This window comes from Tolypothrix sp. FACHB-123 (assembly GCF_014697075.1).
Taxonomy (GTDB): domain Bacteria; phylum Cyanobacteriota; class Cyanobacteriia; order Cyanobacteriales; family Nostocaceae; genus Aulosira.
Genome location: NZ_JACJRE010000023.1, coordinates 49,618 through 69,595, shown reverse-complemented (window position 1 = coordinate 69,595; position 19,978 = coordinate 49,618). Strand labels below are relative to the sequence as shown.

General features: G+C 41.6%; 19 protein-coding genes. 2 read left to right on the top strand and 17 right to left on the bottom strand.

Features of this window, described 5'->3' with window-relative positions; translation table 11 throughout:
- Window positions 1-76 precede the first annotated feature (76 nt).
- The gene (locus H6G41_RS16790) at window positions 77-1,279 is read left to right on the top strand and encodes a DNA sulfur modification protein DndB (protein ID WP_190747328.1); all 1,203 of its coding nucleotides are present in this window, start codon (window positions 77-79) and stop codon (window positions 1,277-1,279) included.
- Between the two features lie 15 nt (window positions 1,280-1,294).
- On the opposite strand, the gene H6G41_RS16785 is transcribed toward H6G41_RS16790, so the two are convergent.
- The 15 genes from H6G41_RS16785 to H6G41_RS16715 all read right to left on the bottom strand — a co-directional run bounded on the left by H6G41_RS16785 (window position 1,295) and on the right by H6G41_RS16715 (window position 17,853).
- On the bottom strand, window positions 1,295-1,768 hold the full coding sequence (locus H6G41_RS16785) for a DNA phosphorothioation-associated protein 4 (protein WP_190747327.1): 474 nt from the start codon (window positions 1,766-1,768) through the stop codon (window positions 1,295-1,297).
- Window positions 1,769-1,916: 148 nt separating this feature from the next.
- Window positions 1,917-2,456, bottom strand: coding sequence for a Uma2 family endonuclease (locus H6G41_RS16780; RefSeq protein WP_190747326.1), 540 nt, complete (start codon window positions 2,454-2,456; stop codon window positions 1,917-1,919).
- An 87-nt stretch (window positions 2,457-2,543) separates the two neighbouring features.
- Window positions 2,544-4,433, bottom strand: a complete 1,890-nt coding sequence (locus tag H6G41_RS16775) for a DUF3370 family protein (protein WP_242037952.1) — start codon at window positions 4,431-4,433, stop codon at window positions 2,544-2,546.
- A gap of 79 nt (window positions 4,434-4,512) precedes the next feature.
- On the bottom strand, window positions 4,513-5,685 hold the full coding sequence (moeB, locus tag H6G41_RS16770; protein WP_190747324.1) for a molybdopterin-synthase adenylyltransferase MoeB: 1,173 nt from the start codon (window positions 5,683-5,685) through the stop codon (window positions 4,513-4,515).
- Window positions 5,686-5,751: 66 nt separating this feature from the next.
- Window positions 5,752-6,210, bottom strand: a complete 459-nt coding sequence (locus H6G41_RS16765) for a Mov34/MPN/PAD-1 family protein (protein ID WP_190747323.1) — start codon at window positions 6,208-6,210, stop codon at window positions 5,752-5,754.
- Complete coding sequence (locus H6G41_RS16760) at window positions 6,210-6,569, bottom strand: four helix bundle protein (RefSeq protein ID WP_190747322.1); 360 nt, start codon at window positions 6,567-6,569, stop codon at window positions 6,210-6,212. The genes H6G41_RS16765 and H6G41_RS16760 overlap by 1 nt, the downstream gene beginning before the upstream one ends.
- A 1,291-nt stretch (window positions 6,570-7,860) precedes the next feature.
- The gene (locus H6G41_RS16755) at window positions 7,861-8,601 is read right to left on the bottom strand and encodes a carbonic anhydrase (protein WP_190747321.1); all 741 of its coding nucleotides are present in this window, start codon (window positions 8,599-8,601) and stop codon (window positions 7,861-7,863) included.
- Window positions 8,602-8,837: 236 nt separating this feature from the next.
- Complete coding sequence (locus H6G41_RS16750) at window positions 8,838-9,563, bottom strand: ABC transporter ATP-binding protein (RefSeq protein ID WP_190747320.1); 726 nt, start codon at window positions 9,561-9,563, stop codon at window positions 8,838-8,840.
- A gap of 182 nt (window positions 9,564-9,745) precedes the next feature.
- The gene (locus tag H6G41_RS16745) at window positions 9,746-9,973 is read right to left on the bottom strand and encodes a ferredoxin family protein (RefSeq protein WP_167723064.1); all 228 of its coding nucleotides are present in this window, start codon (window positions 9,971-9,973) and stop codon (window positions 9,746-9,748) included.
- A 108-nt stretch (window positions 9,974-10,081) separates the two neighbouring features.
- Window positions 10,082-13,147 carry a PAS domain S-box protein gene (locus H6G41_RS16740; RefSeq protein ID WP_190747319.1) on the bottom strand — a complete coding sequence of 1,022 codons (3,066 nt, stop codon included), beginning with the start codon at window positions 13,145-13,147 and terminating at the stop codon, window positions 10,082-10,084.
- 762 nt (window positions 13,148-13,909) lie between these two features.
- Window positions 13,910-14,734, bottom strand: coding sequence for a HEAT repeat domain-containing protein (locus tag H6G41_RS16735; protein ID WP_190747318.1), 825 nt, complete (start codon window positions 14,732-14,734; stop codon window positions 13,910-13,912).
- Window positions 14,735-14,785: 51 nt separating this feature from the next.
- Window positions 14,786-15,616, bottom strand: coding sequence for a HEAT repeat domain-containing protein (locus H6G41_RS16730; RefSeq protein ID WP_190747317.1), 831 nt, complete (start codon window positions 15,614-15,616; stop codon window positions 14,786-14,788).
- Between the two features lie 182 nt (window positions 15,617-15,798).
- Window positions 15,799-16,287: a phycocyanin subunit alpha gene (gene cpcA / locus H6G41_RS16725; protein ID WP_190747316.1), complete on the bottom strand. Its 489-nt coding sequence runs from the start codon at window positions 16,285-16,287 to the stop codon at window positions 15,799-15,801.
- Window positions 16,288-16,383: 96 nt separating this feature from the next.
- Window positions 16,384-16,902: a phycocyanin subunit beta gene (locus H6G41_RS16720; protein WP_190747315.1), complete on the bottom strand. Its 519-nt coding sequence runs from the start codon at window positions 16,900-16,902 to the stop codon at window positions 16,384-16,386.
- A 744-nt stretch (window positions 16,903-17,646) separates the two neighbouring features.
- Window positions 17,647-17,853: a hypothetical protein gene (locus H6G41_RS16715; protein WP_190747314.1), complete on the bottom strand. Its 207-nt coding sequence runs from the start codon at window positions 17,851-17,853 to the stop codon at window positions 17,647-17,649.
- Window positions 17,854-18,108: 255 nt separating this feature from the next.
- On the opposite strand from H6G41_RS16715, the gene H6G41_RS16710 reads away from it, so the two are divergent.
- Entirely contained in the window at window positions 18,109-18,681 is a 573-nt protein-coding gene (locus tag H6G41_RS16710) for a Uma2 family endonuclease (protein WP_190747313.1), read from the top strand.
- Between the two features lie 130 nt (window positions 18,682-18,811).
- Here the strand turns inward: H6G41_RS16710 and H6G41_RS16705 are convergent, their stop codons facing one another.
- Together H6G41_RS16705 and H6G41_RS16700 are read right to left on the bottom strand one after the other, a co-directional pair.
- Complete coding sequence (locus H6G41_RS16705) at window positions 18,812-19,069, bottom strand: phycobilisome linker polypeptide (RefSeq protein ID WP_190747312.1); 258 nt, start codon at window positions 19,067-19,069, stop codon at window positions 18,812-18,814.
- 14 nt (window positions 19,070-19,083) lie between these two features.
- A complete protein-coding gene (locus H6G41_RS16700) occupies window positions 19,084-19,956 on the bottom strand; it encodes a phycobilisome linker polypeptide (protein WP_190747311.1) in 873 nt (290 codons plus the stop codon).
- Between the last annotated feature and the right edge of the window lie 22 nt (window positions 19,957-19,978).

Sequence of the window (19,978 nt, the reverse complement as noted above, 5' to 3'; positions counted from 1 at the left end):
ACCCCGCGTTGTATTATAGGGATTTTACGAGCTACAATGTATCAGAAAGTGAAAATTACGGAATTCAGATTGATATATGGCTCAAATAGATAAAAATAATAACAACCACGTTCCACCAGAGGTAAAAGCTCAGTTTAGTACGTTCCTTGCACCTTTCTTTGAAGAACATTATCGAGATTCCTGCTATCCGGGGCTGATGTTTCGCCAAGGAAAGCGAAAAATGCTACAAATAAATATACCTGCTAAGGACTTTCCAGCACTTTTAGTAGCAAAACCTGCGAAGGACGATGATCCTGAATTAGGGAAACAACGCCCAGAAGTTCCAGGACACGCTGAGGAAATAAAAAATTATATTATAGAGCAAGCCCGAAAAGGAAAGCCTTGGATTTTAGGGACGCTAACAGCAAATGTACCTGCAGATAAAATAACAATTCTCGAACTGGGCAGAGGTATTTGTATAGTTGTAATTCCTCGTGATGTAAAATTAGAAATTACAGATGGACAACATCGTAAAACAGCTATTCAAAAGTTAATCGAAAGTGAGGAAAGTTCCTTAATTAGTGATAATGATTTTCCGATTACACTGGTCTTAGAAAACGATATTGACCAATGTAGAAAAGATTTTGGAGATATGGCTCAAACCAAACCACTAGGTAAAGCATTACTATTATCATTTGGTGAAGTTGAAGGTCGTGTTGGTATTACTAAAAACTTGGTGAAGAAAGTAAAAATATTTTATGAAAAAACAGATAAAATTCACGATTCTCCCCGTATTCAAAAGAAATTTATTTACACAAATAACTACATAACACGAGCCGTAAGTTGTGCTTTTACAAAGAATCCTGATTCTGAACTCCATGACTATGATGTGGAGAATTCATCTAATGCTCTAGCGAATTGTCTGAATAAGTTCTTCTTTGAATGCAGTAACACAAGATATATTTCTGAGACAAATGCAGTTGATTTAACTACTTCTGAACTCAAGAAATTTAAGGAGGAATGTCTACTAGGTGTGAGTGTTGGCCTAGAAGTTTTAGGTCGGTTACTATACTTAACTTACGATAAAAATAGTAATTATTTTGATGAAGATAAAGTTTCTCAGCTTGCACAGATAGATTGGACAAGAGAGAATCCTCTTTGGCAAAATAATCTAATTAGGATAGACCCTAACCCTAAAAATCTAGCTAAGCGTTATAAACTATCTACAGGTGCCAATGCAGTAACAGATGCAGTAAAAACAGTTAAAGATAGATTAGGATGGACAGATAATTCATTCTAATAAGGATACGCAAGCTCAAAAAAGGAATTTGCTTAAATCAAATTCCTCTTCCTGTTCTTCTTGCTGGTTGCGTTGATAACTTAAGAATAATAAAATACGCTCAGAATAATCTACTGCGCCACGTAACTCATTTTGTAATATCTCTAGCCCACCATTAGCATACTCTTCAAAAATATGATTGCGTTGAGTTTCATATTCTTCCTCATAGGCAGATAAAATATTAATATCTTGAGTTTCGGTAATTCCCAGTAACTTAATCACCACATCATTTCCCACCGAAGCAAAATATTCTACTCTAATTGGTGAAGGTTCTCTTTTAGAAATTTCCCCCAAAGGAACACGCTTTTTATGCTTGACACCCAAAGCGGCTGCAAAGACAACTACATCAGCAAAAGTTTGAAAAGGCCCTGTTTCCCCGTCTGAGGATGTTAAAGCTTTGACTAACTCAGCTTTATCTTTTGCAACCCTGATTCTGCCAGTTTCAGCCATTGATTTGCATATCTACATTGTGGCAATTTTAACCGAAACCAAAGAGCGATGTCTAACGACAAGCCGCTTTGCGTCTACGCACTACTTCATGTCCACATCCAAGCGATCGCTCTTTCTTCCCACCGCACCTGCTACAATTTCAAAAACCCTACGTAGGAAATTGCACGTTCTCATACAGCAAAGCTATGGGAAAGCGAAAATCAACGCTGGTTAACTGAACTTCATCCCCTGCTTCATAAGGATGTAACTCCCAAAGTCCTCTATCATTTAAGCGAAAACAGTCTACACCAATTTTCTCAGCATCAATCAGCACATATTCTTGCAAAGTTTCAATCCGGCGATACCGCGTAAATTTAGCCCCCCTGTCGTAAGCTTCCGTACTTGGGGAAAGGAATTCCACAATTAAACAAGGATACTGGAGAAATTGAATCGCTTGTTTATCTCGTTCATCGCAACTCACTACAACATCAGGATAATGAAAGGTATTCTCTGACACAGCTACTTTTGCAGCAGTCATAAAGGGAATACAGCTACTTCCCCGCAGATGGCTTTTTAACGCTGAAGCCAAGTTTAAAGCAATATCATTATGAGGAAGAGTACCCCCAGTCATGGCGAAAACTTCACCATCAATATATTCGTATTTAATTTCTTGACGTACTTCCCATTCCAGATATTCTTGAGGAGTCATATACTTGCAACTTACTCCCTCTCAAAAGCCACCTGTTTTAACTCTAACTAAAAAACTCTGCGCCTCTGTTTTCTCTGTGTGAGATATTTACCTCTCCGTCCTCACTGTCACCACCTGCGGCGGCGTAGAATCAGGAGGATACAAAAAATCTAACTGTACTTGTCGCTGCTCTCCCGCTAACATTTTCAACCTCACCAAAGGTTCACCCATTTGTCCCCGACGTTGTACTAAATGTACATAGCGCGTCTTTTCCCCACCATTATCATCGGTGTAACGCACCCTCACAGTACCGCGAAAAAATATCTGTTCCATCCTTGGCTTTAAAAATAGTAGTCTATCGGTTCCCCCTTCATCTTTTAAAGGTGTATGCATTGATACGGTAACTATCTGACTTTGATTACTACTATTACGTAACGGTAAAGTCAAATTGTACTCGACACCATAGTTACTGTGAGCAAAATACGCTGTATCAGGATAGCGTTTCAACATTGGCGCACTCTGTATTTGCCCGGTGCTAAGGGTGATTAAATGCACAGTTCCTAAAGGATAAGCAAAAGCTTTTCCGGGTTGGGGTATGGTTAACTCGGACACATTAGCATTATCCGTCAGATTAGCTTGCCATTGCGCCCCTTGGGAGACACCAGCAACGCGGCTAAATACCGTCGGTTCCCTGGGAGGGTCGAGAGGGGTGGGAATGGGATCGCGTTTTCCTGCTAAACTGCCTGTATCTAACAGCCTTTGCCATTCAGCCACAGTAGGAGCTGTAGAGCTATTTTTAGCTAAGTTTGCCAGATAAATTGGGCGATCGCTCGCTAATCGCATCATCGTTGTGCGACCATTAGAAGAGGGAGCTTGTACAGGTATGGGTAAATTCGCTAATATTTGGGTTTTTCCTGGTTCAATTACCAGCTTTTCACTGAAATTACTCTGCCTAATTCCTCGTAGTACATCATTCATTGTCCTACTACCAGGGCCAGCGTAAACTGTACTTTGGGAATTGTCTACCATATCCGGTAAAGCAATAAACGGTGCTTCAGAAGAAAGGTAACTGGCGGCGTGTAATACTTGCAGTGTGACAGGTTCATTCCCTGGATTGTAGACGATGATTCCTTGGTAAACAGTGCGACTTTGGGCTGGGGTTTCCGCCCTGACGATATGATGGGCAAATACATCAAATCTCCCAGAAAAGGGATAATTAAGGTGTGCTTCTGGAGCTTGTTTATTATCTGGGGGGAAGGTAGAGAGTAAAATTCCTTCAGTAGTGACTAATTCTGGACTATTACTATTAAAAGTAGGGATATTATCGAGTTTTCCCGGTAAAGGGCGGACTTCTTGTGGTTGGACTTCCACACCAGCTATATATTGTGGGGGTACGGTGTAGATATTTAACGCCCGACACATCAAAGCTGCTACTTCGCCTCTGGTGGCGCTTTGCTGGGGTTTTAGCTGTTTAACTTGGGGATAGTTGACGACAATACTGTTGATGGTAGCAGATGCGATCGCACTTTGAGCATAGTTAGGAATTTGCGCCGCATCTTCAAAATACTGTTTTAATGTCTGCGCTGGGTTAGATACAGGACTATAATTTTTCCCCCCAGCCACAACACCAATAATTTGGGCGCGAGGAATTGGTTGATTTGGTTGAAAAATTCCCCCAGGATAACCAGAGAAAAAGCCTTTTTGATAAGCAGTGGTAATTGCTTTATTTGCCCAATAATTAACAGGTACATCTTTAAATGTAATTGCACTGCGCCTGATTGGTGCATCGGGGAAAGCATTTAACATTAATACTGCTGCTTCCGCCCTTGTTACCGTTGCTTCTGGTCGAAAACTACCATCGGGATAGCCTGTAATTAATTTACGTTCTCCTAATTGTTGAACGCAATCTTTTGCCCAATATTTTTGGGTATCAGAAAAGGCGAGGATGATGGGATTTGATAAGGTAAAAATTGAGGCGAATATTAGTGTCAGTCGCATCCAGAGATAATGGCACAGCATTGCTGTGCCCTATAATCGCTTATATTTGATCCAAGTTGGTAATGTAGAATCTAGAAATTTAATATTCAGGAACTGAAGAATCTACTTCCCGACTCCATGCGGTAATTCCGCCTTTGACGTTTGTTCCGACAATCCCTGCATCTTTAAGAATACTTAGGGCTTTTGCCGATCGCCCGCCCAATTTACAATGAGCGATTAAGCGGTGTCCGTTGAGGATTTCTTTTACCTTTTGCACGCCATTACCATTTTCAATATCTGGTAATGGTACTAAAACAGAACCAGGAATTTTGGCGATTTCGTATTCATGGGGGTTACGTACATCCAACAGTACAAAGTCTTTTGCGCCGCTATCTAATAACTGTTTCAATTCTGTCACAGTCATTTCTTGAATTTCCTGCTGCTGTTTCGCTTCTTCAGCTTTCGCTTGGGGAATACCGCAGAATTCTTCGTAGTCTATTAGTTTTTCAATGACTGGGCGAATGGGGTTAGGACGCAGTTTCAACTCCCGGAATTTCATTTCTAAGGCGTTGTATAGCAGCAATCGTCCGCTTAAAGTGTTACCTTGTCCCAGAATAATTTTGACAGTTTCTGTGGCTTGGATCACGCCAATAATTCCCGGCAATATTCCTAACACCCCACCTTCTGCACAGGAGGGAACCATTCCTGGTGGTGGTGGTTCGGGATACAAGTCACGATAATTCGGCCCGCCTTCATAGTTAAATACGGTGGCTTGTCCTTCAAAGCGGAAAATCGAACCGTAAACGTTAGGCTTGTTCAGCAACACGCAAGCGTCGTTAACTAAATACCTAGTGGGGAAGTTATCAGTTCCATCGACGACAATATCATAGGCTTCCAAAATACTCAGAGCATTTTCGGAACTAAGGCGAACTTCATGCAGATCGACTTGACAATAGGGATTAATCTCTAAAATTCGCTCTTTAGCTGATTGAATCTTGGGTTTACCTACCCAGGATGTACCGTGAATCACTTGGCGTTGCAGGTTAGATGTATCAACGACATCAAAATCAACAATACCAATGCGACCAACACCCGCAGCTGCCAAATATAACAGCAGTGGCGCACCAAGTCCACCTGTACCGATACAGAGTACACTGGCGGCTTTGAGGCGTTTTTGTCCTTCTAGTCCCACTTCCGGCAAAATTAGGTGGCGGGAGTAGCGTTCGTAATCGTCTTTGGTTAACTGGATTTCTTCCAGATTGGGATTGAGCATAGCAATTTTCCGTGGAGGGCGGATTATTAATCGTAGCGAAAAATGATATCCGTATTCAGCAGTTGTTCAAATTATGTTGTTAATTACTTCTAGTTGGAATTGATGATTATCATCTAGACTCCAGCTTTGGAGTTTTTCCGCTTTGCCTTTTTGAACGGAAACTATTATATACGAGTATTCAGGCCAAGCATAGAGGCGATCGCATTCGGAAGGTATAGCGGGTGCGTCGGGGTGGGAATGGTAAATACCGATAATATTCAAGGCGCGATCGCGGGCTGTTCTTTGTGCTTGTAACATTACTTGAGGTGCGATCGCATATCTTCGGCGTGGGGTCTCCTGAGTGCGATCGCCTGGGAAATCATCTATTGTATTATTCCAGGCATTTTCTGTGGGCATCACTTCCACAACAGTTTTGCTTTCACTCAACCCGTGACCCAAAATTATACCGCAACATTCATCGGGGTAAGCGCTTTCGGCATGGCTACGGATAATTTCTTGGTGTTGGGGAAGAAGTCGCAGAATCATTAATAATTGCGGCTGAGTTTCTCAATCGTATTTTCTAGTAATTCTTTCACTTCCACGATGCCGCTGACAAGGCGATCGTAATCTGAAGGTTGCACCAGTTCTAACTCATAACACAGCAGCAAGTAATATTCCATCTCTATGGCTGCATCTCTAGCCATTTCCAAAAAATCTAGTTTTGCTTCTATTTCATCGCGATGGCTTCCCTGAGCAATTTTAATCGGGACAGCAGAAGCAGCTAAACGTATTTGTTGCGTTAAACCTAGTAATTCATCGTCGGGAAAATTTCTGGTTAAATCATAAACTGCTACTGTAAGTTCATGGGCTTTATCCCATTCTGGAAGATTTCTAAATTCTGACATCTTAAATATTTTGCTAAAACTGATGGTTGATAATGTGAGTCATGCTAGTACTGAAAAAACAGGCTTTAATTTCTGACTACGAAATTATACTCACCGCTAATACCCAGATTAACACTATGACACAATACGGTTCAGTTAAGGATAATTGTAGGTTGGGTTGAACGAAGTGAAACCCAACAAACTCCTGAAAATGTTGGGTTTCGTTCCTCAACCCAACCTACGCAACTTAAGGTTTTTGGCGCTAACTGAACTGTATTGCACTATGACACTCATGGTTAATTAGGCTTTGGTTCTCATAATACATATTTTAATCGGATTCTATATATGTTAAAAATATGACGTATTTTTTAACATACAGTGTCACTACCTTTTAGGCTTCTACCTTCAATTATCCAATTTGATTTGAGAATAAGTGCGTAGGCGTAGCCCGCCTTCGGCATTGCACAAAACAACAAAGCTTAGCTACACAGCCACTTATTGTCCGACATCGCAATTTTTGAGCAAGCAATATACTTTTTTAGGGACTTCCAGAAAATAAATTATCCAATTTACTCAGATAATATTTTTCTTTCTCCCCCTGCTCCCTGACTACTCAGCGACGGGATATTTTTTTAGTTGGAAGTCCCTTACCTGCGGAAAACACCAAAATGAGTGCGCGATTCACCGAAATGAGTAAGTGTTAAGGCTTTTTACCTGCGGAAAACACCAAAATGAGTGCGCGATTCACCGAAATGAGTAAGTGTTAAGGCTTTTTACCTGCGGAAAACACCAAAATGAGTGTGTGATTCACCGAAATGAGTAAGTGTTAAGGCTTTTTGAGTAGGTGAAATGGTATTTCACTTGCGGAAAACACTAAAATGAGAAGGCGAAAAGGCTTAACGAGAAAGTGAAATGGCTTTTGGCTTACTGAAAACATGAAAATGAGTACTTGATTTAGATAAATGAGAAAGCGATCGCTATTTTTGTTTACACAAAATATAAAAATGAGTACTGAATATGTGTAAATGATAAAGTTGGCGCTTTGGGAGCAAAAAAACTTAACGTGATACCATTTCACAAAAAATATGATGTGGATGTAGGTTGGGTTGAGGAACGAAACCCAACACTCCAAAGTCTTGCATTTGTTGGGTTTCACTCTGTTCAACCCAACCTACGCATCTGTATCATTTTTTTCTGGAATTGGTATGACGTTTTTCCCCACAAGGAACTGAATTTACTGGCTCATAGCGAAATTCATCTGTAGACAAAAAGTGTTCCCAAAGGCTAGATTCATATTTTTATTGAATTGCTATTAAAAAAGCATCGTCACTTTCCCGGTAGCCAAATCATAATAACCACCAACAATTTTCAATTTACCTTGCTGAATTAAATTGCCTAAAATCGTAGAGCGTTCAGCTAAATGTTCTGCCTGATATTGCACATTAGCAATAATAGTATTTGCTTCTAAACTGCCATTTTTCTTTTTAGCAATTTCTACAGCCGGTTTAATTTCTTCGACAAAAGCACCAATTCTGCCAGGAAGCGGTTTACCCTCAACGGCTGCGTGAACTGCACCACATTTCGCATGACCTAAAACTAAAATGAGTTGCGTACCTAATACTGATGTCGCATATTCCAAGCTACCTATAGCCTCTGGGGAGGCGATATTACCAGCTACTCGCACCACAAATAAATCGCCTAATCCTTGATCGAAGACAATTTCTGCGGGTACTCGTGAATCAGCACAGCCTAATATAGCAGCAAATGGATATTGAGCTGCAACAGTTTCTTGCAAGCGAAACTTAGATTGACGAGGAAGAAGACGCTTACCTCTGGTAAATCGTTGATTTCCGGCTATCAATCTGTTTAATGCAGTTTGCGGATTAACTGGTTTTGGTCTTTTGACACCATCAACAAATGGATCTTCAGCTAAAGATGGTTCTTTGTTCCAAAGTATACCGCCAGTCCCAACAATAGCCCCAATAGTAACGCCACCCAACCCAGCTAAATGTAAAAAATTACGCCGCCCAATAAATCCATTAATTCTAGCCATTCATCTACCTGACAACGTTTCGTTGTTGCCTGGAAGATAGCAAAATTCAGCCAGATACAAGAGTACCCGCTGACACCGTTTAAGAGTGATTTAAGTTTTGGGCATTGGGCATGGGGCATTGGGCAATTCAATTTTGGATTTTGGATTTGCAATTTTGGATTGGGTTTGAATCTAAAATCTAAAATCTAAAATCTAAAATTCCTTGTCCCCCTTCCCTAGCCCCTAGCCCCTAGTCCCTAATGTCTCCCTGCACCTAGATATAATTCTGCGACTTTGGGGTCATTTAATAACTCTCTCCCAGGGCCTGTGATAGCATCGCGTCCAGATTCTAATACGTAACCGCGATCGGCCATTTCTAGGGCTTTACGGGCATTTTGTTCTACAAGAACAATTGCTGTACCCCCTTGGTTGATTTGTTTAATTTGCTCAAATACTTGTGTCACCAAGATGGGGGATAAAGCGGCAGAGGGTTCATCTAAAAGCAGTAAACTTGGTTCCAGCATCAAAGCTTTACCCATTGCTAACATCTGACGTTCTCCACCGGAAAGGGTACCAGCCCGTTGACGACGGCGATCGCTTAATCGCGGAAACATGGTAAATATTTTATCTTTGAGGGGCTTTAAGGGCACATTCCGCACAAAAGCCCCCATTTCTAAATTTTCTTCAATACTCAGGGATGGAAACACATTAGCAATTTGCGGAACGTAACACATTCCCCGCTGCACAATTTGATTCGACTTTAAGCCAGCAATATTTTCACCTTTAAAGGTAATTGCGCCTGTGTGGGGAGTTAATAATCCAAAAATGGTTTTTGCTAAGGTAGATTTACCCGCACCATTAGGGCCGATTACGGTTACTAATTCCCCAGCTTCTACTCGAAAATTCACACCTTGCAGGATATCTACATCTTTAATATATCCAGCATGAACATTTTGAACGTCTAGTAAATAGTCAATAGTCATTTGTCAATAGTCATTTGTTATTGGGCATGGGGCATTGGGCATGAGGCATTGGGCATGGGGCATTGGGTATGAGGCATTGGGCATTTGAAATTGCTATTTCTCCCTCATTCCCCTTGTCTCCCCTGTTTCCTTCATTTCCCTTCCCTGCTCCCCTCGCCTCTACCTTAATCCTGGACTATGGACTATTCTGGCGTTTTTTGCAAGTCTGGTCGTTCTTCGGGAACGATCGCGCCTTCTACGGGGCATACTTGAATACAGATGCCACAATCAATACAGGTAGCAAAGTCAATCCAGTACCAATCGGTTCCTTTGACATTTTTACCAGGCCCATCATGAATGCAGGCTACTGGACAAGCATCTACGCAGTCAGCAATGCCTTCACAGACATCGGTAACAATTGTGTGTGGCATGTTTTTGATTCCCTCTGTTTAAAATCGGCCATTTCTAGCCTAGCAATTAGTGATGTTCCCTAGTGAGCCAGTCAGATTTGAGATTGGCTTTTTTCATCCCCAATTGCCCTATGGCGCACTCAAAACAAGTTTAATAGTGTCTAACAATTCCTTAATCGTGTATGGCTTGGATAAAAATCCTTGCACATTAATACCTCTAGTTTCTAACAAATTTTGGTTGGATTTGATACCACTAATGACAATAATTTTGATGGCGGGATTCATTTGTTGCAGGACGCGAATCGCTTTAAATCCATCAATATGCGGCATTTGTATATCCATCAGCACTAAGCTGATTTCAGTTTTGTGTTGTGCATAGAACAAGAACGCCTCAATAGCATCACTGGCAATCTGCACTCTATAGTTGAACTCTTCTAGTGAAGTTTTGGCAATATCCCGAACAAATGGTTCGTCATCCACAACCAAAATTAATTCACTGTTTCCTTTTGCTATCTGTGAATTATCAGTTTCTTCTGTTGTGGGAGTGTCACTAGCACTCAAGTATACTTGAAATTGACTGCCCTTGCCTACCTCACTATCCACCTTGACAAAACCATTGTGGTTTTTGATTATACCAATAATAGTGGAAAGGCCTAATCCTGTGCCTTTTCCTAGTTCTTTGGTTGTAAAAAAGGGTTCAAAAATACGATCTAATAACTCTTTTGGTATGCCGCAGCCTGTATCTGACACAGTGATAACTACGTATTTACCAACTTTTGCTTCGAGATTCATCTGGGCATAGTTTTGATCGACATAAAAATTTTCCGCAGAAATTGTCAGAGTTCCCCCATCGGGCATAGCATCACGAGCATTAACACACAAATTCATCAATACCTGATGTATTTGGGTGGGATCTGCTAAGACTGTCCAAAGATTTGCCGTTGTTATATCAATACAAATTTCAATTTCTTTGGGAAATGTACTTTTAATTACTCGCTCAATTTCTTTGATTAGGTGTCTTGGTTGTAGAAGAACGCGCTTCCCTTCTGCTCCTCGGGCAAAGGCTGTAATTTGCTTGACTAGTTCGGCACCACGTTTAGAGTTGTCTTCCAAGATTTTCAAGAGTCGCTGATTTTTCTCATCCAAATGGGGAAGTTTCAGAGGTAAGAGTTGGGCAACTGCCAGCAAGGGTGTGAGGATGTTATTTAAATCATGGGCAATACCGCTGGCTAATGTACCTAAACTTTCTAGCCGTTGTGCCCGATAAAACTGTTGCTCTAAATGTTTTTTTTCCGTGATATCGGTATCAACGACAAGAATAGATTGTGCTTGCCTCGCTTCAGGAAGCATCAGCGTCCAGCGACTTTGGACAATGATTTCTTGTCCCGATTTGGTGATTTTATTGATTTCACCATGCCATTCTCCTTTCTCAGTAACTGTTTTGAGAGCCTCTGACATAGATGACAATGGTTGCTGGCATAAAAACTCACAACAATTTTTTCCCAGTACTTCTGCTGCTTGCCAGCCGTATACACGTTCAGCACTAGAGTTCCAATAAAGGATATGATGTTCTAAATCACGAACAAAAATGGCATCGGTAGCAACATCAAGCAAAGCAGCCTGTTCGCGGATTTTTTCTTCGGCTTGTTTGCGATCGCTAATATTGCGGCTAATGGTTGCTAGACCAATTAGCTGGTCGTTGGTATCTTTAATGTAATAAACGCTGTAAACCATCCATAATGCTTCCCCTGTCTTGAAATGACGGAAACGAATTTCTACTTCTGCTCGTCCTTCACGCAAAACACGCGGGAAAAATTCATTGATGATAAAATCCTGATCTTCGGGAAAGAAAAATTCTCTGACAGGTGTTTCCTTATATTGCTGAATGTCATCTAATCCGACCATTTGTTTGCCCGCTTCATTGAGATAAAAGGGCACAAAATTCATGTCGCACATGCCAATAAATTCTGAACTGTTATCCGCCAAGGAAACAAATCTGCGAATTTCAATTTCTGCCTGTTTGCGATCGCTGATATCAAAACTCACGCCTATCATCCGTAGGGGTTGTCCTGACTCATCGTATATTCCTCGTCCTTTGCCCAGTAGCCAGCGAATACTGCCATCAGCTAAAATCACCCGTAACTCAGCTTCATAATCGGTCTGATTTGCTAGAGCTTGAGCAAGCTTTCGGTCAACTTCAGCTACGTCATCGGGGTAAATGTGATCGTGCCAAAGATTATAGCTAGGCTCAACTTCTCCTGGCTGATAGCCCAACAAGCGGTAGTTGTAATCATTCCAACTCACGTTTCCTGTCACCGCATCCCATTCCCACATACCAATGGAATTCAATTCCAAGGCTAGGCGTAGCCGTTCTTCACTAGCTCCCAGTGCCATTTCTGCTTGGTTGCGCTCTATTTCTAAGCCTTTGCGATCGCTAATGTCTTGAATGACACAGAGCAAATATTCTGGTTCACCAGATTTTTTGCGAACTACAGATACAGTTAAATCAATCCAAATATGCGTATTGTCGTAACGGATGTAGCGTTTCTCTAGCGAGTAACTTGAGATTTCACCAGCTAAAATCCGCTCAACTTCATCCAAATCGAGATTTCGGTCATCAGGATGTGTAATATCTTGCAATCTGTGCGTGAGCAATTCTGCGCAAGTATAGCCCAAAATATCACAAAGTTTCTGATTTACTAGCAACAATTGTCCATCTATTCCTACGTGGGCGATACCAACAGCTGCTTGGTTAAATGTAGCTCTAAAAAGTGCTTCGCTTTCTTCTAAATCCCTACTCAAGCGAGTTCTTTCTAATACATTTTGAATAGCAACACACAGACGAGTTGATGTGGTATCTCTTTTCACTAAATACTCAGCAGCACCACTTTTAATTGCTTGTACTGCTACCTGTTCATTTCCCTGACCAGTGAGTATAATTACCGGAGGGTTTGTTTGACCTAACAGAGTCTTAAATTTGTTGAGTAACTCTAGCCCATCTCTATCTGGCAGCAGATAATCAAGCAAAATCACATCGGGAATTTGTTGCCGACACAGTTCTAAAGCCTGTGTCCCGGTTTCTGCTTCTAAAATTCTGTATGTGTTTTGTTTATCCCGCAGTAAGTAACGGCGATAAGTTTCTCGGTCTTCCAAGCAATCATCAATAATTAGTACATTTATTGTAAATATAGTCACTTTACCCCCCCGGTTTACACCAGGAAAACCGAGAACATCAATTAGTGATTCAGGATAGTATCAAGATTTTTATTCATTTGGTTTAGGGATTTGCAGAGAATAAATTACCCCATTTATTTAGTGAGATTTTTCTTTATTCCTCCTACCTCCCTGCCTGCATAGTGATTGGTTATTTTTTGGTTGGAAGTCTCTTACAGCCTTTTTCGTTAAACCCACCTGAATCAATATGCACATCTTCTCAATTGTAGTTCTCCCTGAGTAAATCAAGGTAACTCCTATGCAGAAAGACTTTCAACCTCGTTCAATCTCTCTTACTGGGCAAAAATTGATAAATGTTATTGCAGAGAGAATTTGTGGCGTTGACCCTAATTTTTGATATTATCTATAGATGTGCCTAAGAATGCAGACTTTATACTGGTACAAAAATTGAGGATATCAAAGCAAAAATTTATTGAGTAGCAAGGTTTCTCAGCTTTTTTCGTAAAAATACTCAGGGTAGTTGCAGTCTAAACTAGGGATATTCGAGTCCAGAATTATTTTCTTGCTCTCAAATTCAATATCTAATAAAAATCGATTCTCAATAAAAAATTTTTATGATTTTTCATAAAAAACACATTTAATGAAAAAAATCCTAAAGAAAGCTTAAGTTAAGATACTTTATATAAGTTTATTCAGAAATAAACCCGACACTTAATTAAATGATAGTGTCGGGTTGAATTAAGATAAACAGTAAAATTCAGGACTGAAGTCCTGACTACGAAATTATTCATCCGAATTTTCAGCGATCGCTACTGCTAATTTTTGATAACGTCGAGGATCGCCTTCTGCAAATACCTGCCGTTCTTGCCCTTTGCGCCCGTACAAGTCTTCCATAATTTTCTGCCAGTCCATCGAAGACAAGGGTGAGGGGCGATCGTCTAGTGTTTGCTGTTGCTCAATCGCCGTCTGTTTTTCGAGGTGTTGCTGTGCCAGCAAGACGCGGGCTTTTACTGCCCAACTATCATCTTTAACAGCTATTTGCTCAAATTGAGACAGGATTTGCGATCGCCATTCTGGATAAGTAACAGCAACTGCATCTGCAAGAAACTGTAAGCCGACGACTGCTGAATAGCGTACTACCCACTCGTCGTCTTCCTGGGCGACAAATAGTAAGGCATCCATTGCTTCTGCTTGGGCAATTTCTAGCAGCTCATTGTTGGGAAACCAATGCCACTTCATCATTCCTAAACCCCTAGCGGCTGCCCGCCGGACGCTGAGGGCGAAGTCAGCTGTAGCTGCTCCCAACAAGGTGACTAATCCTCTAGGATCGCCAATGCCTGCAAGGGCACGGATTGCCCAAGCTCTAGCAGTGTAGTTATGCAGATCCAGTAGCTCTAATAGAGCGGGTACTGCGGGTTCGCCAATTTGGATTAGCCCATCCACAGCCGCCACTGCTGCACCGGGATTGTTATAACTCAAAGAAGCAATCAAGGTGGGAATTGCTCCTTCTAAATGAGATGCTGCTAAGTTTTTCACAGCTTCTTGCAAAAGGAGAGAAGAATCTGCGTCTTCTACTGCACGAATTAGAGTGTTAAGGTAATCAGCCATGAGGGAGAAGAGAAGCAATAAGTTCTACCTTCTATATTTTCCCTCTTTCTGCTACAATAACGCATCCATTAATTGCATTACTTTGATTGCTCCAGCAGACAAATCGGGTGGTGTGGTTTGTTGCAATTGCTTTTCTAGTAAACCTTTGAGGGCTATCAGCTTCAGGCTATTTTCTGCTAGAGTTTGAGCGATCGCATCAGCAGCAGGTAAATATCCAATCGCTCCCAAATCTGACAACACGGTTCGGCGTAGTTGCAAATCATTATTAGCCAATGCTTGTATGAGGCGATCGCCATACTGGTTAGATAGTTGCGTTGGTTCCGATGTTAGCTGATACATTGCCCTAGCTGCGGCATACTGAATTCGCGGAATGGGATGTTCTAAAAATTCTGCAATTACTCCAATAGCATCAATTGCACCCAAGGTTCCCAAGGCCTCAATAATCGCGTCAAAGGGTTGGGCTAATTGGGGCGGTTCTGGTGCTGGTAGGGTTCCCGGAACTTTATCGTTGAGTAAATCTATTAATCGCTGAATACAGGAAGTATCCCCTAACATTTCCAAAGATTGGGCTGCGGCTTCCCGGACGTAAAAATCAGAACATTCCAGCGCTCGAACTAATGCTGGTACTGCCCGTTTTTCACCTAGTTTTCCCAATGCTCTGGCTGCATTTCGTCGTAGAGGATAACCACCAGCATTAGTGCGATCGTCTTCATCTTCTAAGGCTGTAATTAAGACATCAATGGCTTCTGGTGCATCCACCCGAAACCGTCCTAACCACCAGGCTGCATACACGCGCAATCCCAAATCTTCACCTTGGAGATTAGCGATCGCCTGTTCTACAGTTAGTTGGCTATCATCCTGGATATTAGCTTTGTTTTCCATAGAAAATTGCTGAAACGAGATGAAGGGTTAGGAGGCTGTTGATTGTTGACTGTTGATTGTTCACCACTGACAACTGACAACTGACAACTGAACAAATAACCAAAAAACAATACCCGGAGGGGCAAACAATCACTAACTTCTGTCAGTCATTGTATACCCCTCCGGGTCAAACCATCTAAAAATTAGCTTAATGCGTTGATGGCGTAGTCGAGGTAGGAGTTAGCTTCAACAGCAGGATCGCCACTCAAACCGTGGTTAGCTTTGATATATTTCAGAGCTTCAACATACCAGCTAGGAGATAGATCAAAGGTACGGTTGATTTCAGCAATACCACTGATGAGGTAGTCGTCCATTGGGCCTGTACCACCAACAACTAGGCAGTAGGTAACCATGCGCAGGTAGTAACCGATGTCACGAACGCACTTGTCTTTGCCTGTTTGAGTAGAAGCAAAGTTGGGGCCTTGGGTGCTGGTTGTGTAGGGATATTTGCTGTATACAGCATTAGCAGCACCAGAAGCTAAGCTAGAAGCTTTTTCAGTCAAAGCTTTTGCAGCATCTAAGCTAGCTTTAGCTTGACGGAAACGACCAAATGCGGTTTGGATTTCGGTGGAGCTTAAGAAGCGTCCTTGGGAATCAGCAGTTGCTACTGCTTCGGTTAAAGGGGTTTTCATGTCGGATTTTCTCCCAATATCTTTTTTGATGAAAGAGCTTTTAGCAATTGTTGTCAGCTATTCTGAAGCTGATAAAAAAAACTGATTAGTCTGTGCTTATGAAACAGCAGCAGCAGCTCTATCAAAATAGCTAGCTACTTCAGACATTAAGCTGGCACAGTCGCCTCTGGTGATACCGTTGGTGTCACCAGCAATAGCTAGAGCAGCATCTTTCATCTTGGAAACGCCAACTGCTACAGAAGAACCGGGGGTTCCTAGAGCCAAATAGGTTTCTTTCAAACCATTGAGGCAGCGATCGTCGAGGATGCTTGCATCGCCAGCGAAGATAGCGTATGTGACATAGCGTAAGATGATTTCCATATCACGCAGACAAGCAGCCATACGACGGCTGGTGTAAGCGTTACCACCAGGAGCGATCAATTGGGGCTGTTCTGCAAACAAAGAACGAGCTGCATTCGCAACGATTGTGGAGGAATTGCCGGTGATGCGGTTGACAACGTCCATGCGCTTGTTGCCATCAGCAACCATAGCGCTTAGAGCATCTAGTTGAGAAGCACTCAGATATTCACCTCGTGCATCAGCTTGGGAGACTACTTTTGCAAATGCGTCAAACATACACTCTATGTCCTAATTCGTTTAGTCGAGTATGGCTTGGATTAGGTTACAACCCAATTTGATTTGGCTAATAGCCCAATCAACTCAAAGCAGTAGGTTGAATAACTGCTGAAACCTTTCCGATTTTTCCCTGAGGAACCTGGGAAGATTTCTGATTTCTTTAATAATTGAAGAGCTTGTCTCATCTCAGATGAATGGCTAAAGCGCTCATCTGCTCTGTTTATCTCTTCATTGTTGTTTATACTATATCGTTGGATCGTTTGTTTATTACAAATTGTCAAGTTTATGTTGTCATGACTTGAAATGCTTATTTACTAAGCTTTTCGTTCTGATTAGCATTGATTTGTTTCTTAACATTCCTTAATGAACTCTCAGTTATATCTACCTAAATCTGTTGTTGCCACGAGCAGATATTCTTCCTATATCGCCCAGTCAAAAATGATCAATAAAATTAAGAAATGTTAAAAAAATGAGTTTTTGTTGTTGTGGGTGTTAGAGGTCAATAGCCCTTAAGAAAGGAATGCCGATCGCCAGAATTTTTGCCCATAACCGACAGCAAGCGCATCATGTACAGCGATCGCTGATTGCTGCTGAGTTTTAAACTTGATTTAAGTCCACTTAAGTGGACTTAAGCTATAAGCGTAAGCGAAGAACTTCAGTTTTTGGTGGAAGAACGGTCAGTGCAATAGTTTTGACTATTACAAAAATGTGGGTAATAACAAGCCCAGAAGAGAAGAGATTATGTCAAGATTTAGTTGCTGTCCAATCTTTCTTTAACAATGCCAGAAAGGTAGCAATTCCTTTAGAAAACCCTTGAGGATCGGGTAGAACATAGTCTGGAAATTCTTCATACGGCCGCCACGGCTCTGAGGAATTATGGCGCAGGTATAAAACGCGATCGTCCCCTTCCAGTTTCCAGAGCATTTGACCGCCAGTGGGAATTTCAGCCATATGGTTCTCCTAAATAGTGCAAACGAAAATACTCAGTAACAGTTTGCTCTTTACCAAATTCTGTCAGCCTCAATATTAAATTCTGTCAACTTTGTTACCATACCCCTAGACTATTGTGTTGAATTGCTGTAAGAGCATGGATACATTATAGGTTTCCATAACTGAGTTAGCTATAACTCAAAGAAGTAGTTTTGCTCTCTACCTGGCAAGATTCAAAATTTAAACTAGAGTTATCTAGCAAGGTCAAAACCGATCGTGATTAAATTTAACACCCAACTGTCTTTGGAAGAATTTCTCAGACTTCCCCAAGGAGATACGATCTACGAATTAATTGATGGAGAAGCTGTCCCAAAATTTAAAACTGATGACATGGCACCAAAATTTTTTCACAGTTCTGTAACAGGTGCGCTATTTATATTATTGTCAGCATGGGCACAACAAAAGGGGCGGGTTGTAATTGAATGGGCAATTAAGCTCACCAGAAATCAACAAGACTGGGTGCCGATAGCAGATTTGACATATATTTCTTATAACCGTCTTCCTGCTGATTGGTTGCAAGATGAAGCTTGTCCTGTTGCACCTGAATTAGTGATTGAAATTATTTCTCCCGGTCAAACTTTTGGAGAAATGATGGAAAAAGCTACTGATTATTTGCAAGCTCAAGTTCAAAGAGTTTGGGTTATTGACACTAGAGCTAAAACGATTACTATTTTTTACCCCAATGCTCTTCCTCAAACCAAGCGCGGTGAAGATAAGTTGGCAGATTCGTTATTTGAAGGACTGGAAATTACACCTCAACAAATCTTCCAACAAGCAGGAATTCCCTAACTTGTAGCTATTCAAAATTCAAAACTCAAACTTAAATTTATAATCGATAAAATGGGCGAAGAAATTAAATTTTTCTCCACCCATAAATGCAAATATTACATAGGATTGCTATCCGTTCTTCGATGCTTTTTCAGTTTTCTGATGCGTTTTCAGTGGATGTATCATTGGCAGAACGGATGCCAACAATTCTACCGCCTAAACGGCTGATACGACGCATTTCTTCATTCATGCGGCTGTAAGGAACTTGAATCAAAATCGTGCTGCTATTACGAATCTGATACCGATTGTTATCGGTTTGCTCGTTCTGGCGTAAGCCTTCTACTTCGTAGATAAAAACGCGATCTGCGCTGGAGCTTGACCCTCTTGTCAATGCAGATTGTCCCAACATAATGGTTCTCTCTCCTATTGTGCCAAGGTAATGCTAGCCACTTTACCGCCCAGCTTATTAATTTGCTGAAGGGTGCTGGATAGCTGTTCGTAAGGAACGATAAACTCTTTGTTGCTCCGACGAACTCGAGGATATCTAGGTAAACTAATACCGGTAACTTCAATCCGATAAAGGCGTGGAGTAGAACCTGTGGAGGATCTGCCAAAGGTGCGGCTGGGTGCAGTACCTTGCTTGGAAGCCAGGTAAGAGAAACCTTGAGTACCACCAGCCGGAGCGATGATGGCAGAGGCGCTGTTTTTAGCTAAGTCAGCCGCTAGACGAGAACTACTACCTGCTAGCTGAGAGCGATCGCTATTAGCATAACCGCGATATAGGCGGAACATGCGAGTAAAACCAACGGTTCTCTGACCAACTCCTGTGGTAACGAAGTCACGGTAGTAGGGAACGATCGCATCTCCAAAGTAAGTGTCATATTCAGCAGAATCGATATAAGAATCGATGTCTGCATCATAACCTTGATTTTGGTAACGATCGAGATGCTCAATTACTTCCGATTCGTCGTAGGGAGCGCGTCCTAGCAAATGTTTGAAGTTTAATTCAATTACCCGAGTTTGGAAATGTGGGTAAAGGAATTTGGTTTTGTATAATTCGGATTTAGCAACCGCCCGGACAAAATCCCGAACGCTCAGTTTACCATTGGTCAGCAATGACTCCAGGCTGCTAAGACGTTCTGACTGCATCAAGTAGTCGTTGCCTAACAATTGACGATAAACTGCACTAATAACAATCTTGGCATCTTCTGTTGTCCAGTTTGGACGCAGTTCAACCGGGCGTGTTTGGTCAAAAGCTGAAGTTCCCAAACGAGATGCGGCACTTGTGATGGGCACGAATAGCTCTCCTTATATATTT

Bases quoted from the DNA above. Each gene is read 5' to 3' on its own strand.
- H6G41_RS16790 (WP_190747328.1), top strand. From the start codon at position 77: ATGGCTCAAATAGATAAAAATAATAACAACCACGTTCCACCAGAGGTA.
- H6G41_RS16785 (WP_190747327.1), bottom strand. From the start codon at position 1,768: ATGGCTGAAACTGGCAGAATCAGGGTTGCAAAAGATAAAGCTGAGTTA.
- H6G41_RS16780 (WP_190747326.1), bottom strand. From the start codon at position 2,456: ATGACTCCTCAAGAATATCTGGAATGGGAAGTACGTCAAGAAATTAAA.
- H6G41_RS16775 (WP_242037952.1), bottom strand. From the start codon at position 4,433: ATGCGACTGACACTAATATTCGCCTCAATTTTTACCTTATCAAATCCC.
- moeB (WP_190747324.1), bottom strand. From the start codon at position 5,685: ATGCTCAATCCCAATCTGGAAGAAATCCAGTTAACCAAAGACGATTAC.
- H6G41_RS16765 (WP_190747323.1), bottom strand. From the start codon at position 6,210: ATGATTCTGCGACTTCTTCCCCAACACCAAGAAATTATCCGTAGCCAT.
- H6G41_RS16760 (WP_190747322.1), bottom strand. From the start codon at position 6,569: ATGTCAGAATTTAGAAATCTTCCAGAATGGGATAAAGCCCATGAACTT.
- H6G41_RS16755 (WP_190747321.1), bottom strand. From the start codon at position 8,601: ATGGCTAGAATTAATGGATTTATTGGGCGGCGTAATTTTTTACATTTA.
- H6G41_RS16750 (WP_190747320.1), bottom strand. From the start codon at position 9,563: ATGACTATTGACTATTTACTAGACGTTCAAAATGTTCATGCTGGATAT.
- H6G41_RS16745 (WP_167723064.1), bottom strand. From the start codon at position 9,973: ATGCCACACACAATTGTTACCGATGTCTGTGAAGGCATTGCTGACTGC.
- H6G41_RS16735 (WP_190747318.1), bottom strand. From the start codon at position 14,734: ATGGCTGATTACCTTAACACTCTAATTCGTGCAGTAGAAGACGCAGAT.
- H6G41_RS16730 (WP_190747317.1), bottom strand. From the start codon at position 15,616: ATGGAAAACAAAGCTAATATCCAGGATGATAGCCAACTAACTGTAGAA.
- cpcA (WP_190747316.1), bottom strand. From the start codon at position 16,287: ATGAAAACCCCTTTAACCGAAGCAGTAGCAACTGCTGATTCCCAAGGA.
- H6G41_RS16720 (WP_190747315.1), bottom strand. From the start codon at position 16,902: ATGTTTGACGCATTTGCAAAAGTAGTCTCCCAAGCTGATGCACGAGGT.
- H6G41_RS16715 (WP_190747314.1), bottom strand. From the start codon at position 17,853: ATGGCTGAAATTCCCACTGGCGGTCAAATGCTCTGGAAACTGGAAGGG.
- H6G41_RS16705 (WP_190747312.1), bottom strand. From the start codon at position 19,069: ATGTTGGGACAATCTGCATTGACAAGAGGGTCAAGCTCCAGCGCAGAT.